At 67.6% G+C, this 14,521-nt stretch carries 11 protein-coding genes; 8 read left to right on the top strand and 3 right to left on the bottom strand.

Annotation, left to right across the window (positions count from 1 at the left end; all coding sequences use genetic code 11):
• Positions 1-40 precede the first annotated feature (40 nt).
• Entirely contained in the window at positions 41-427 is a 387-nt protein-coding gene (locus AC5Y3Z_RS12100) for a DUF2237 family protein (protein ID WP_463826417.1), read from the top strand.
• Here the strand turns inward: AC5Y3Z_RS12100 and AC5Y3Z_RS12105 are convergent, their stop codons facing one another.
• Genes AC5Y3Z_RS12105 through AC5Y3Z_RS12115 form a run of 3 tightly spaced genes read right to left on the bottom strand, consistent with a single transcriptional unit; the run spans position 428 to position 6,310 of the window.
• Complete coding sequence (locus tag AC5Y3Z_RS12105) at positions 428-1,738, bottom strand: M1 family metallopeptidase (RefSeq protein ID WP_463826075.1); 1,311 nt, start codon at positions 1,736-1,738, stop codon at positions 428-430.
• Complete coding sequence (locus AC5Y3Z_RS12110; protein WP_473138595.1) at positions 1,735-5,655, bottom strand: Pls/PosA family non-ribosomal peptide synthetase; 3,921 nt, start codon at positions 5,653-5,655, stop codon at positions 1,735-1,737. Before AC5Y3Z_RS12110 ends, AC5Y3Z_RS12105 begins: the two co-directional genes overlap by 4 nt.
• A 10-nt stretch (positions 5,656-5,665) precedes the next feature.
• On the bottom strand, positions 5,666-6,310 hold the full coding sequence (locus tag AC5Y3Z_RS12115; RefSeq protein WP_463826073.1) for a GntR family transcriptional regulator: 645 nt from the start codon (positions 6,308-6,310) through the stop codon (positions 5,666-5,668).
• A gap of 61 nt (positions 6,311-6,371) precedes the next feature.
• On the opposite strand from AC5Y3Z_RS12115, the gene AC5Y3Z_RS12120 reads away from it, so the two are divergent.
• From AC5Y3Z_RS12120 to AC5Y3Z_RS12150, 7 genes are all read left to right on the top strand, one after another.
• Positions 6,372-7,718 carry an LLM class flavin-dependent oxidoreductase gene (locus AC5Y3Z_RS12120; RefSeq protein ID WP_499918358.1) on the top strand — a complete coding sequence of 449 codons (1,347 nt, stop codon included), beginning with the start codon at positions 6,372-6,374 and terminating at the stop codon, positions 7,716-7,718.
• Entirely contained in the window at positions 7,711-8,895 is a 1,185-nt protein-coding gene (locus AC5Y3Z_RS12125; RefSeq protein ID WP_473138594.1) for a CaiB/BaiF CoA transferase family protein, read from the top strand. Before AC5Y3Z_RS12120 ends, AC5Y3Z_RS12125 begins: the two co-directional genes overlap by 8 nt.
• A gap of 13 nt (positions 8,896-8,908) precedes the next feature.
• On the top strand, positions 8,909-9,817 hold the full coding sequence (locus AC5Y3Z_RS12130; protein WP_473138593.1) for an HpcH/HpaI aldolase/citrate lyase family protein: 909 nt from the start codon (positions 8,909-8,911) through the stop codon (positions 9,815-9,817).
• A 133-nt stretch (positions 9,818-9,950) separates the two neighbouring features.
• Positions 9,951-10,562, top strand: coding sequence for a TetR/AcrR family transcriptional regulator (locus AC5Y3Z_RS12135; RefSeq protein ID WP_473138592.1), 612 nt, complete (start codon positions 9,951-9,953; stop codon positions 10,560-10,562).
• Positions 10,563-10,641: 79 nt separating this feature from the next.
• The gene (locus tag AC5Y3Z_RS12140; protein ID WP_473138591.1) at positions 10,642-12,006 is read left to right on the top strand and encodes a flavin monoamine oxidase family protein; all 1,365 of its coding nucleotides are present in this window, start codon (positions 10,642-10,644) and stop codon (positions 12,004-12,006) included.
• Between the two features lie 20 nt (positions 12,007-12,026).
• Positions 12,027-13,526, top strand: a complete 1,500-nt coding sequence (locus AC5Y3Z_RS12145; protein WP_473138590.1) for a carboxylesterase/lipase family protein — start codon at positions 12,027-12,029, stop codon at positions 13,524-13,526.
• A gap of 9 nt (positions 13,527-13,535) precedes the next feature.
• On the top strand, positions 13,536-14,519 hold the full coding sequence (locus tag AC5Y3Z_RS12150) for a D-2-hydroxyacid dehydrogenase family protein (protein WP_473138589.1): 984 nt from the start codon (positions 13,536-13,538) through the stop codon (positions 14,517-14,519).
• The last annotated feature ends 2 nt before the right edge of the window (positions 14,520-14,521 follow it).

Genomic DNA, 14,521 nt, shown 5'->3' on the forward strand with positions numbered 1-14,521 from the left:
CCCGGCGCCGAGGGACAATACTGGGCACATGTCTGATCGCCTGCCTGATCGCAACGTGCTGGGTGGCCCGTTGGAACCGTGCGGCAACGAGCCGGTCACCGGCTTCTACCGGGACGGCTGCTGTTCCACCGGCGACGAGGACCGCGGCTTGCACACCATTTGTGCGGTCGTGACCGCCGAGTTCCTCGAGCATCAGCGCTCCATCGGCAACGACCTGTCCACCCCCGTGCCCGAGTACCGGTTTCCCGGGCTGCTGCCCGGCGACCGGTGGTGCGTCACCGCCCGAAATTGGCTGCGGGCTCACCAGGACGGGTGCGCAGCGCCAGTGGTGCTGGCGTCCACCCATCAGCGCACGCTGGACGTGGTGCCGCTCGAAGTCCTCGAGGAGCATGCTGTGGACGTGCCCGACGACCTGGCCAGCCTGTGATCACGGCACCTCGGTCGAATACAGCCAGGCCTCCCACAATGGCCGCAGCGACTCGTCGGTGTAGCCCGCCGCCAAGCCGGTGAAGTCGTCCGTGTCGGCCGTTGCGTGCCGATAGCGATTCGTCCAATCCTTCAGCAGCGCAAAGAAATTCGTGTCACCGAGCCGACCGCGCAGGGCGTGCAGCGTGAGCGCGCCGCGCTTGTACACCCGATCGTCGAACATCCGCCGCGGTTCGGGATCGCTCAACAGCAGGTCCTGTGCCTGGTGGCGTAACTCGGCGTGATACTGGTGGGCGAGTTCGTCGGCGCTGGGACCGCCGCTGTGCTCGGACCACAACCACTCCGCGTAGCAGGCGAATCCCTCGTGCAGCCAGATGTCCCGCCATCGGCGTGCGGTCACGGAGTTACCGAACCACTGGTGGGCCAGTTCATGGGCGATCAACCGCTCGCTGTCTGGGCTGCCATCGCAGTGGTTGGCTCCGAAGATCGAAATCCCTTGTGCTTCGAGCGGAATTTCCAGTGAGTCGTCAGTGACCACCACCGTGTACCCGTCGGCCAACGGGTAGGGTCCGAACAGGTCGATGAACACCTTCATCATCTCGGGTTGACGGCCGAAGGTGTGGTCGAAGTCCCTGCGCAGCCGCCGGGGGAGCGCGGCGCGGATCGGCACCGGTGTCCTTGTCAGCCGCGCCATCTCGTAGACGCCGATCTGCAGGGTGATCAGATACGTCGACGTCGGTTCGGACTGTTCGTAGGTCCACACCGTCTGCGAGGACCGGGTGCGGTGCGCTATCAACTTGCCGTTGGCCACTGCGCGGTAAGCACTTTCGGTGCTGACCTGAATGCGGAAGGCGGCCTTGGCGCTGGGATGGTCGTTGCAGGGGAACCAGGATGCGGCGCCGTTGGGCTGTCCGGCGACCAGCGCGCCCTCAGTCAACTCTTCGAAACCGACGTCGCCCCACAGTGTTCGGAACGGCTTGGGGTTGCCGCTGTAACGCACGACGACGGTCAACCCGGCACCGGACGCCAACTTCTCGGCCAGCGTGATGCGCAGTTTGCCGCCGCGGCAGCTGAAACGCTGCGCGCGCTTGCCGTTCACCGTCACCTTCGACACCGAGAGGGTGCTGGACAGATCGAGGGCGAATGCCTGCAGTTCGGTGAGGGTCACCGCGGTGATGGTCGCTGTCCCCGTCAAGCGGTTGACGCCGACTTTGTATTCCAGGTCCAACTCGTACCGCGACACCGAATAACCGACGTTGCCGTTGCGCGGCAGGTACGGATCCAGGGCAGCCTTCTTCGCCGGGGACTTCACGCCGCGGTGTCCTCGACGCGGGACGCGTTCTTGCGGGCCGACTTCTTGCGGCCGGCTTTGCGGGCCGCCTTCCCGTCCGCCTGCCAGGGCCGGACCGGATTGCCCTGCCAGCGAGTCGATCCGGGCACCTCGTCACCACGGACCACCAGCGACGCCGGGCCGACGGACGCCCCGGCCCCCAACCGCGCTGCCGGCAGTGCGACGCAGTGCGGGCCCAGCGTGGCACCCGACTCCAGCACCACGGTGTCCATCCGCATGATCCGGTCGTGGAACAGGTGAGTCTGCACCACGCAGCCGCGGTTGACGGTGCTGCCCGCGCCGAGCGAGACCAGGTCCGCCTCGGGCAGCCAGTAGGTTTCACACCAGGTGCCCCGCCCTACCGTCGCCCCCAGCCCCCGCAGCCACACGTTCAGCACCGGCGTGCCGGCCGCAGCCCGCGCAAACCACGGCGCCGCAACGGTTTCCACGAAGGTGTCGGCCAGCTCGTTGCGCCACACGAACGACGACCACAGCGGGTACTCACTGGCCTTGATCCGGCCCACCAGCAACCACTTGGCCACCACGCTCACCACGCCGGCGACCGCACCTGCCGCCAGCAGCACCAGTCCGGCGAAAAGGGCGGTCCACCAGATCCCCCATTCCGTTGCCAGAGCCTGCAGTACGCCCAGCACGGCGAGCCCGATGGCGGCGGTCACCACCATCGGCAGCAGCCGGCAACCCTCCACGGCCGCGCGCTTCAGCTTCAACCGTGTCGGCGGGTGGTAGGTGGTTTCGTCATCGGCCTCGGCGGGGCGTCGACGCAACCGCATCGGCGGACTGCCCAGCCAGGACGAGCCGCGTTTGGCCTTGGGCGGCGTGGCCGACAGCACCGCAACCAGACCCTCGTCGGGCACCCGTCGGCCCGGCTGGGTGATGCCCGAATTGCCGAGGAACGCGCGTCTCCCGACGGTCGTCTCGGCGGCGTAAATCCAGCCGCCGCCAAGCTCATACGAAGCAACCATGGTGTCGTCGGCCAGAAACGCCCCATCTTCGATGACGGCGAACGTGGGCGTCAGCAGCACGGTGGAGATCTCGGTGCCGCGGCCGACCTGCGTGCCCAGCAGCCGCAACCAGGCCGGCGTCAGCAGACTCGCGTACACCGGGAACAGGTAGGTGCGGGCGGCGTCCATCAGCCGCTCGGTGGTCCACAGTTGCCACCCCGACCGGCTGCGCACCGGGTGGTATCCGGCCCGCAATCCGAGCGATAGCGCCCGCACTGCCGCCACCGTCACCACCGCATAGACGATGACCGCAACCAGCGTGGCCGCCGGCGTCCACAGCAGCGCGGGCACCGCCGCCTGCGCCAGGCTGCGGGTGCCGTGGACGGCCCACGCGATGACCGCCAGCCCGCTCGCCACTGCGAGCAGCGGCAGGCCGGCCAGCAGCAGCGACGTCACCCCGTATACCGCCACCCAGTGTGAGCGACGGGCGGGTCGCTCATCGGGCCACGGGTGCTTGACCCGGCCGGATTTGGTCGCCGGGGACCCCTTCCAGTACTGGCCGTTCTTGATCTTGTCGATCACGCCGGAGCCGGGTGCCACGTCGGCGTTCTTGCCGACGACCGCGCCGGGCAGCAGCGTGGTCCGGGCACCGATGGTCGCGTCGTTGCCGATCGTGATGGCGCCGAGGTGAAAGGCGTCCCCGTCGATCCAATGCCCGCACAGATCCACTTCGGGTTCGATCGCGCTGCGTTCACCGACAGTCAGCAGACCCGTCACCGGCGGCATCGAATGCAGGTCGACCCCCTTGCCGATCTCGGCGCCCAGCGCGCGTGCGTAGTACACGAGCCACGGTGCACCGGCCAGGTTTTCGGCACCGCTGGCCGCGGCCAGCCGCTCGACGAACCACACCCGCAGATGCACCGAGCCACCGCGCGGATAGGTACCCGGCTCGACATTGCCCAGCAGCAGACGAGCGAACAGCACCGCGATCCCCATCCGTCCCGGCGGGGTGACGAACAGGATGAACGCGATGCCGACCAGCCACCAGCTCACCGTGGCCGTCCACGGCACCAGATGAAGAGCACGGGCGATGTTGTTCCCCAACGCCAGCCAGGTAACCCACTGTAGGGCGGCCAGCGTCGCCAGCGGGAGCGCTGCACAGAGCTGAATCATCTGAGCGCGCAGCGGGGTCGGTCGCACCACCCGTTCGGTGACCTGCGGCGGCGCGTCGAGCTCGTCGAGGAAACCGGCGAGCGAGCCCAGCCGCGGATGATCGTAGAGATCAGCGACGGTGAGCTGCGGGTACTGCTGTCGCAGGCTGACGATCAGCTGAGCGGCGGCCAGCGAGCCGCCGCCGAGCTCGAAGAAGTCGGCCTGCGCGCCGGTCACGGTGGCGCCCAGCAGGTCTCGCCACAGTTCGGCCAGCCGCCCCGCGGTGCCGGCCAGTTCCGGGATGTCCTCGGCGCTACCCGGCGCGGGCCACGGCAACGCGTCGCGGTCGACTTTGCCGGAGGTCCGGGTGGGCAACTCCTCGATGCGTACCAGCCGGGGCACCAGCCCGGCCGGTAGGTGCTGGGCAAGTCGGTTGCGCGCCTCGGCGATGTCGAAGTCCGGGTCGGCGCTGACGACGTATCCGACCAGTACCGCGGCGCCGCCGGCGGTGCGCCGGACCGCTGTCGCCCCGCCGCTGACCCCGGGCAGGCTGATCAGCGCCGCGTCCACCTCGCCCAGCTCGATGCGCCGGCCACCGACCTTGACCTGGTCGTCGCTGCGTCCACAGAAGTACAGCCCGTCGCGCTCGAGGCGGACCAGATCGCCGCTGCGGTAGGCCCGCGGCCAGTCCAAAGTCGGGATTGGCGCGTACTTTTCGGCGTCCTTGTCCTCGTCGAGGTAGCGAGCCAGACCCACCCCGCCAATCACCAATTCGCCGGTCTCGCCGTAGCCGACCGGTTCGCCGTCGGCGTCGACCACCGCCAGATCCCAACCGGCCAGCGGCAGCCCGATGCTGACCGGTCCCGTCGCGTCCAGGCGGGCAGCGCAGGCCACCACCGTGGCCTCGGTGGGCCCGTAGGTGTTCCACACCTCGCGGCCCTCGACGGCGAGGCGTTCGGCAAGCTCGGCGGGACAGGCCTCCCCGCCGAAGATCAACAGGCGCACCGCTTCCAGCGCTTCAGCCGGCCACAACGCGGCCAGCGAGGGCACCGTCGACACCACGGTCACGTCGCGGGTCACCAGCCAGGGTCCCAGGTCGATCCCGCTGCGTACCAGCGACCGCGGCGCCGGGACCAGGCAGGCGCCGTGCCGCCAGGCCAGCCACATCTCCTCGCACGACGCGTCGAACGCGACCGACAGCCCGGCCAGCACCCGGTCACCGGGTCCAATAGGGTTGTCTTGCAGAAACATTCGTGCCTCGGCATCGACGAATGCCGCGGCGCTGCGATGGGTGACCGCGACGCCTTTGGGAGTGCCGGTGGACCCGGAGGTGAAGATGATCCAGGCGTCGTCGCGGGCCAGCGGGGTCGCGGCCCGCCAGCCACGCGAGGCGCCCTGGGTGCGGTGGATGCCTTTGTCGGTGATCACCGCGACCACGTCAGCTTCACCGAACACCAACTCGGCGCGTTCGTCGGGATCGTCGGCGTCGACGGGCACGTAGGCGGCCCCCGCGGCCAGCACCGACAGGATCGCGACGTACAGCGAATAACTGCCTGAGGGCATCCGGATGCCGATCCGGTCACCGCGGCCAACACCGCGGCCGGCCAGCCAGGTGACGCTGGCCTTCATGTCCTCGAGCAACTCGCTGTAGGTGAGTTGCACCTCGCCGTCGTCGATGGCCACTGCGTCCGGGTAGCGCGCGGCGGTCTCTTCGACGATGTCGATCAGGGTGCGCGGGTTCGGCGCGTCAGCCGACAGCAGATACTGCGCGGGAATCTCGGGCACGCTAGGAACCCTAGCCGCGCCGCTCCAACCACTCGACCAGCGAGCGTCCGGCGTCCAGCACGTGTCGTTCGGCGATGGCGCGGGCCCGCTCGGAGTCCTTGTCGCCGAACGCGTCGAGCAATGCCTGATGGTCGTCGAGCGAGTGTTTCTCGTGGTCGGGAAATAGGGTGAGGAAGTTGGTGGGCACCACCCGCGCGGCCTGCTTGATCTGGGCCATCAGGCGCGGTGAGTGTGCGGCGCGGTGAATCTTCTGGTGGAAATGCCAGTTGGCCTCGCCGATGCTGTCGTCGCCGGACCGGGCGGCCACGTCGGCGGCAAGTTCGCGCAGCATGGCCAGTTCGTCCGGTTCGATGCGCTGCGCGGCCCAGGCTGCTGCCTGCCCGGTCAGCACGCCCAGGATGGTGAAGCTGTCCAGCACGTCGTCGGGGCTGATGCCGATCACCGTGACGCCGCTGCGCGGGGCGACCCGGACCAGGCCCTCGAAGGACAGTTCCAGCAGGGCCTCGCGGACCGGGGTCCGACTGGTGGCGAACTCCTCAGTGATGGCGTCGAGGTCGATACGAGCTCCGGCGGGTAGCGCGCCGGTGATGATGCGGTCGCGCAGTTCGCGGGCCGCCCGCTCCCGCACGGTGCCGGAGATGTCGATCCCTACCACCTGGCGAGCATACCAAACGTGACATTTGAAATCTGATATATCAGATGTTACATTCCGAACTATGCGAACCGATCAGATGTCCCTCGTCGCCTTCATGCAAGCGGGCAGCACCTCGGTGTATGCCGGATCGTGGCGGCACCCCGCGACCGAGCACCGCTATCTCGACGCGTCCTACTACGCCAAGATCGGCCGCCAGCTCGAAGAGGGCTGCTTCGACCTGATGTTCTTCGACGACCGGTTGGCCATGCCCGGGGTGTACGGCGGGTCGGTGGACGAGGCGGTGAAGTACGGCGCGCGGCCGGTCAAGCTCGACCTGGGCGTCGTGCTGGGCGTACTGGCGCAGGCGACCTCCCACATCGGGCTCGGTGCCACCTACTCGACCACCTACTACGCGCCGTTCCACGTCGCCCGCACCTTCGCGTCGCTGGACCACCTCTCTGCCGGGCGGGCCGCCTGGAACGTCGTCACCTCGGTCAACGACAGCGAGGCGCAGAACTTCGGTGTCGATGCGCATCTGGGTCACGACGAACGGTATGACCGTGCCGACGAGTTCATGGACGTGGTCACCGGCCTGTGGGACACCTGGGAGGACGACGCGATCCTGCACGACCGCGGCTCCGGTCGGTACGCCGACCCGGCCAAGGTGCACGAACTCGGCCATGTCGGCCAGTACTTCGCCGCCCGCGGGCCATTGACGGTGCCCCGCACGCCGCAGGGCCGGCCGGTCGTCATCCAGGCGGGGTCCTCGGGTCGCGGCCGCGAATTCGCCTCGCGCTGGGCCGAATTGATCTTCACCGGCGACCCGGGCATCGACGTGGCCCGTACCCACTACGCCGATCAGAAACAACGCATCGAAGACGCCGGGCGCGACCCCGCCTCAGTGCGCATCTGCCCGATGGCCTACGCCGTGGTGGGGGAGTCGGAGTCGCACGCCAAGGACCGCGAGGCGATGTTCCTGAACGACCTGGTGCACCCCATGGCGTCGCTGACCCTGTTGTCCGAGTTGATGAACTACGACTTCGCCCGGCACGACCTCGACGACCCGGTCACCGACGAACTCATCGCATCGGCGTCCGGAATCCGCGGCCTGGTGCAGAACCTGCGCACCCATATCGGGGGCGACACCGTGACGGTACGCGATCTGGCCGGCCACCGCGCCACGCTGTTGCAGGGGCCGCGATTCGTCGGCACCGGCGAGCAGGTTGCCGATCAGATGGCGGACTGGTTCGAAAGCGGCGCCTGCGACGGATTCGTTTTGGCGGCAACGCATCTGCCGGGCGCCTTCGAAGACGTGGTGCGCATGGCGGTGCCGGAACTGCAGCGACGTCGGCTGTTTCGCACCGCCTACGAGTCGTCGACCTTGCGGGGACACCTGGGCCTGCAACGACCGGTGGGCGCCCATGCTTGACGGTCTGCGGGTGCTGGACCTTGCGACCCTGGCGGCCGCGCCACTGGTGGCCACCTATCTCGGCGAGTTCGGTGCCGACGTGGTCAAAGTCGAGCAACCAGGGTGCGGTGATCCCATCCGGACGTGGGGCAACCAGCGCGACGGCGTCGGACTGATGTGGAAGTCGTTGTCGCGCAACAAACGGTCCGTCACGCTGGATCTGCGGTGCACCGAAGGCCAGGAACTGACCCGCAGGTTGGTCGCGCATGCCGACGTGGTGATCGTCAACACCCGGCCGCAAACGTTGCGCAAGTGGGGGCTGGACTACGAGAGCTTGCGGGGCGTCAACGAGCGAATTGTGATGCTGCATATCACCGGATACGGACTGAGCGGACCCAAGAGCGAACGGCCCGGGTTCGGCACCCTCGGCGAGGCGATGAGCGGTTTCGCCCATATCACCGGACAGGCCGGCGGGCCGCCGACCCTGCCGCCATTCATGCTGGCCGACGGTGTCGCGTCGCTGAACGCGGCGTATGCGGTGCTGATGGCGCTCTACCACCGCGACGTGCACGGTGGTCCCGGACAGCTCATCGACGTCAATCTCATTGACCCCCTGGCCCGATTGCTGGAGCAGACCCTGCTGGGGTACGACCAGTTGGGCCTGGTGCCGGAACGGTCGGGCAACCGTTGGGACATCTCGGCCCCGCGCAACACCTATCGCACCGCTGACGACCGGTGGCTGGCGATGTCGGGCAGTTCACCAGCGCTGGCGCTGCGGGTGTTCCGGGCCATTGGCAGAGACGATCTGGTGCAGGATACGGATTTCTCCGACCCGCAGCGCCGGCTGGCCCGGGCCCGTGAGGTCGATACCGTGGTGGCGGATTGGGTTGCCGGCAAGACACTTTCAGAAGCGATGGAGGTTTTCCAGGCCCATGAGGTGGCGGCGGCACCGGTGTATGACATCACCGATCTGGTCGACGACGAGCAACTCACCCATCGCGGCGTGTTCATCTCGGTCGACGACGACGAACTAGGCGCGATGACGGTGCAGGCTCCGGTGCCGCGATTCTCGGCGGCCACCGGCACCGTCGGACAGCTGGGTCCACGCCTGGGCCAGCACAACGCCGAGGTCTACGGCGAACTACTCGGTCTGAGTGCCAACGACATTGAGGACCTGCACGCCCGGGGTGTGCTGTGAGAGAGGAGCATTCATGACTGGACCACTGCGTCGCTCGGAACTCGCCGTGCCCGCCAGCAACGACAACATGTTCGAGAAGGCCGCGGGATGCGGCGCGGACCTAGTGTTCCTCGACCTCGAAGACGCCGTACCCGCGGCGTTCAAGGAACAATCGCGGGCCAAAGCAATTGCGGCACTCAACGACATCGACTGGGGCAGCACCGCCCGTGCCATCCGGATCAACGGCCTGGACACCCCGTGGTGCCATGACGATCTGATCGAGGTGGTGACCAAGGCCGGACGGAATCTCGACACCATCATCGTCCCGAAGCCGCGCACCGCCCGCGACGTGTGGTGGGTCGACGTGTTGCTCACACAGCTCGAATCAAAGTTGCTACTCAACAAGCAAATTCGCCTCGAAGTGCTGATCGAGGAAGTGGAAGGCCTGGCCAATGCCGAGGCCATCGCGGTAGCCAGCCCGCGGTTGGATGCGTTGATTTTCGGGGTGGGCGACTTCTCGCTGTCCCAGGGCGCGCGGGTGGACACCAACTTCGTCCCGCTCGGCGAATACCCCGGCGACTTCTGGTCTTACGCGCGCAACAAGGTGATCGTGGCGGCGCGCATCGCGGGCATCGATGCCATCGACGCGCCGTACCCGGACTATCAGGATCTCGCCGGCTATGAGCGGGACGCGCGCCGGGCCTCGCTGATGGGGTATACCGGCAAGTGGGCGATCCACCCCAGCCAGGTGCCGGTCGCAAACGGTGTCTACGCGCCGACCGCCGACGAAATCGCTGTAGCCAAACGTAATGTCGCGGCCTACCGGGAAGCAGAAGCCAACGGTCGCGGCGCGGTCGGGGTGAACGGGGTGCTCGTCGACGCTGCCCACGTGAAGATGGCCGAGCAGACGCTGGCGCGCGCCACACTGATCAACGGGTCCTAGATTGTGATGACTATTGCGAAGATCCCTTGCGGGGATGGTTGACATACCACGATGGCAGCGATCTGCTACGCATGTGGTGAAGTGGCCACTTACCGCTGCGGATGTCTCGCAGTCGTTCTGGATGGGAGATACGGTGCCGTACGTCGAATCCGCGGTACGCACCAAGCAGGCAGTGGCCGCTGCGCGCGCAGTGCTGATGCGCGACGGGGTGGGCGGCACCACCATGCGCGCAGTCGCGACTGAAGCCGGCGTCCCGCTGGGCACCCTGCAGTACGTGTTCCCGTCCAAGCAGGGCCTGCTGCGGGCGGTGTTCGAAGACATCGTGGAAGAGATCGCCGAACTGCTGCGGGTTTCGGCGGAACTCGAAGCCGGTCTGGAGCATGCGATTCGGGTGGGGTTGCGCAACTTCTGGACGGAGTTGGTGGTCAACCATCGCGAATTGCAGTTGGTACAGCTCGAACTCGTCACCCATGCGTTGCGGACGGCCGGTCTGGAGGAACTGCCGCGCTGGCAGTACGAGCGGTACATCGAAATCGTTGCGCAGTGGTGTGAGTCGGCCGCGACGCGGGCGGGGGAGACCACGACGATTCCCTTTGATCGGCTGGCCCGGCTGCTGGTCGCCGGTATCGACGGCCTGATCCTGCAGCACGTGATCAGCGCGGACGCGGACCGGTCAAGGGCCGATCTCGACGCGCTGGTCGAGACGGTCGTGTCTCTCGCGGTGGTCCGGTCCCCCTCCAACTGACTCTTGCCCACGGCTCTGCAGTGCCCTAGTTTAAGCTCAACTAAGTCATACGACTGTATGAGTTGGGAAGGTGCAGGCAATGGTGGATGTCGATGTGGTGGTCGTCGGCGCTGGACTCGCGGGGCTGTCGGCGGCCCGCGAGCTGGTCGCCGCCCGAAAGTCCGTGTGCGTCCTGGAAGCCAGGGATCGCGTCGCCGGCCGCAACCGCGGCGGGTTTCTCAGCAACGGGGTTCCCGTCGAATTGGGCGGTCAGTGGGTCGGGCCAGGCCAGGACACGGTGCTGGCGCTGATCGACGAGCTCGGGCTCGAGACGTTCCCCACCTATGACACCGGTGAGGCGATCACTGCCATCGATGGTGAGACGTTGCGCTATAACGACGCATCGTTCGGACTTCCGGCCGACAACCTTGCCGAGATCGGCCGGGTCTGGGGCGAGCTCGAGACGCTGGCGGCCACGGTGCCGACGGCCTCGCCCTGGCAGGCGGCGGACGCTGCCGATCTGGATCGGCAGACCTTCGACGGCTGGTTGACGGCCCAAACCTCCGACCGGATCGCGCTCCGATTCTTCCGGCTCGTGGTGCCCACCTTGTTTTGTGCGGAGACGCCGGAACTTTCGTTGCTGCATCTGTTGTTCTACCTGCGGTCGGGTAGCGGCTTGGCCGGAATGCTCGCGGTGACCGGCGGTGCGCAGGAGCTGCGAGTACTGGGTGGGACGCACCAGATCTCCGAGCGATTGGCCGCGGAACTCGGTGACCGAGTCCAGTTGGGAGCGGTGGTCCGGACCATCGTGCAGGATCCGGATGGGGTCACGGTCACTTACGAGGATGCCGACGCGGCGAGCTCGGGCACGGTGACGGCCAGCCACGTGGTCGTCGCGATTCCGCCGACCCTGGCCGGCCGGATTCGGTATGTGCCGCCGCTGCCTTCCGCTCGCGACGCGTTGACCCAGCAGTTCCCGGCCGGGTCGGTGATCAAGGTCCAGGTCGGTTACTCGACACCGTTCTGGCGCGATGCCGGGCTGAGCGGCTTCGTGACCAGCCTCGACGATGCGTTGAGTGTTGTCATGGACAACTCACCGCCCGACGCATCCTGCGGGGTCTTGGTCGGGTTCATGGACGGCGCCCATGCCCGGGATGCGGCCGAGTTGCGGGCTGAGCAGCGCCGCAAGCTGATCATCGATGCGCTGGTGAAATATTTCGGGCCGCAGGCCGCCGAGCCGTTCGACATCACCGAACTTGATTGGGCGGCAGAAGAATTCACCCGTGGTTGCTACGGCGGACGCCTCGCCGCCGGCGCGCTGACCCAGTTCGGCAAGGCGCTGGCCGCTCCGGTCGGCCGGATCCACTGGGCCGGCGCCGAGACTGCCCAGCAGTGGTGCGGTTACATGGACGGCGCCATCACGTCGGGTCGCCGCGCAGCCGGGGAGATCCTCGACACCAGGTGACAATGCGGCACACTGGGTCGGTGGTCGAGGTAGCCGTCGAGTCAGGCGTAGTTCGCGGACGACGGCACCGCGACGTGGAGATGTGGCGGGCGATTCCCTATGCGGCACCACCGGTCGGCCCGCTACGCTTCCGGGCGCCGCAGCCCGTCACGCCCTGGTCCGGCGTGCGCGATGCGACCCAGTTCGCCTATGCCGCGCACTCGCACCGGTTCAGCTCGCCACTCGGCGTCGTCAAGCGGCAGATTCAGCACGAGGACTGCCTGACGCTGAACGTGTGCGCACCCGCCAAACGCACCGACGGTCCGCTTCCGGTCCTGGTCTTCATTCACGGCGGCGGTTACTTCGAGGGCACATCCGCGCTGCCGGTGCACGATCCGACGCCGCTGGTGCGGCGCTTCGGGATTGTGCTCGTCACCATCAACTACCGGCTCGGTGGTTTGGGCTTCGTCGATTTCTCCGGCTACGCAACGGAATTCGAGTCCAACCTGGGGCTACGCGATCAAGTGGCCGCGTTGAGTTGGGTGCGGCGCAACATCGCAGCTTTCGGCGGTGATCCCGACTGCGTCACCGCCTGCGGCCAGTCCGCCGGTGCGAGCGCCGTCCTGACCCACCTCGCCGTGCCCGCTGCGCAGGGTCTGTTCCAGCGGGCGATCGCGCAGAGTCCGATACCCGACGCGGTGCGCACGCCGGAGCAGGCCGCAGACACCGCGCGTCAGGTCGTCGATGTGCTCGGCGGTGATCACACCCTGCTGCGCACGGCGCCTCCCGCCGCGATCACCCGGGCCGCGATCCGGGTGATGTTGCGGACCGCGCGCACCGTCCCGTGTCAGATGGCGCTGGCACCGGTGATCGACGGGGACTTCCTGCCCGAAGATCCGACGGCGGCGATCGGCGCCGGCCGCGCCCACCGCGTCCCGCTCATCATTGGGTCGATGCGCGACGAGATGGGGCACGCCGGCTGGGTGCCGGTGCGGCCGTTCGTCGATCTGTTCCCGACCACCCCGGCGCGGGTGGACCGCATGTTCGCGGCAACCGATCCCGCCGCCCGGAAAAACGTGTTGGCGCACTATCCGGATTACCCCAGCGCGGCGACGCTGACCCGGCTCGCCACGGATTGCTTCTTCGTCCGGCCGATGATCGCCGCGGCCGAGGGCCACGCCCGACACGCGCCGACCTACCTCTATCGGATCGATTACGCCCCGCCGGTGCTGCGCCGGATCGGGATGGGCGCCATCCACGCCACCGATGTACCGCTGTTGTTCGGCAGCGCGGGTGCTGCGGCGCTGGCGGTCGGAGGACGCCGCGAACACCGCGCCATCGGCGACTGGGTACAACAGCACTGGGTCGAGTTCGCGCGGACCGGCAGCGCCGCTTGGCCCGCCTACGCCGACGGGGAGGCCGCCATGGTGATTGATCGCCCGGAACCGCGTATGGTCGACGGACTCTACAGCGCGACCCGCGACGCATGGTGTCATTACCGTGGACCGCAGCGGGACGCGAAACCTACTGCAGCGCATTAGCAGGCACCGATGCGCCGGGTAGCGATACTGGATGATTACGCGGGTCTTGCTCTGCAGCTGGCTGACTGGTCGGAGATTCAGAAACACTGTGAGATAACGGTTTTCGATCGGCACCTGACCGAAGACGAGGCAGCCGAGGGGCTGCTGCCGTTCGACGTGCTGTGCACGATGCGCGAGCGAATGGTGTTCCCGCGCGGCCTCATTGCACGGTTGCCGAATCTGAAGCTCATCACCATCGTCGGTCGCAGCCTGCCCAACCTCGACCTGGCCGCCGCTACCGAGCACGGGATACTGGTCGCCCATTCCGACTTCGCGCATCCGCGATTCCGCGCGGTGCGCGACGCCACCCCCGAACTGGCCTGGGGACTGATGATCGCGACCGTGCGGAATCTGGCCGAAGAGCACCGGCGCATGCGCGGTGGTGGATGGCAGAGCACCACCGGTATGACATTGTCCGGCAAGACTTTGGGATTGCTCGGACTCGGCCGAGTCGGTAAACGTATGGCCGAATATGCAACCGTATTCGGTATGGACGTGGTGGCCTGGAGTCAGAACCTGACCCCGGATGCCGCCGCGCAAGCGGGCGCACGGTGGGTCGAGAAGGCGGCGTTGTTCGAACAGTCCGACGTGGTGTCCATCCACCTCGTACTATCCGAGCGCACCCGCGGGCTGATCGGTGCGCCCGAGCTTGCCCTGATGAAGCCGACGGCGTTCCTGGTCAACACGTCTCGCGGGCCGATCGTCGACGACACAGCGCTCGTCGAAGCCCTGCGCCGGGGCCGACTCTCCGGAGCGGGCCTGGACGTCTACGACACCGAACCGCTGCCCGTCGACCATCCGCTGCGGACGCTGCCGAACGTGACACTCTCGCCCCATCTCGGCTACGTCACGCGAGAAATGCTGAGCGCGTTCTATTCCGACGCCATCGAAGCCGTGGCCGCCTGGCTGGACGGTACTCCGACGCGGATCGCGAATCCCGAAGCGCTGCGCTAGAC

Source organism: Mycobacterium sp. NGS61, from assembly GCF_059812325.1.

What these genes read in the sequence shown, in the direction of transcription:
- AC5Y3Z_RS12150 (WP_473138589.1), top strand. Translation starts at nt 13,536, where the DNA reads ATGCGCCGGGTAGCGATACTGGATGATTACGCGGGTCTTGCTCTGCAG.
- AC5Y3Z_RS12120 (WP_499918358.1), top strand. Translation starts at nt 6,372, where the DNA reads ATGCGAACCGATCAGATGTCCCTCGTCGCCTTCATGCAAGCGGGCAGC.
- AC5Y3Z_RS12130 (WP_473138593.1), top strand. Translation starts at nt 8,909, where the DNA reads ATGACTGGACCACTGCGTCGCTCGGAACTCGCCGTGCCCGCCAGCAAC.
- AC5Y3Z_RS12140 (WP_473138591.1), top strand. Translation starts at nt 10,642, where the DNA reads ATGGTGGATGTCGATGTGGTGGTCGTCGGCGCTGGACTCGCGGGGCTG.
- AC5Y3Z_RS12125 (WP_473138594.1), top strand. Translation starts at nt 7,711, where the DNA reads ATGCTTGACGGTCTGCGGGTGCTGGACCTTGCGACCCTGGCGGCCGCG.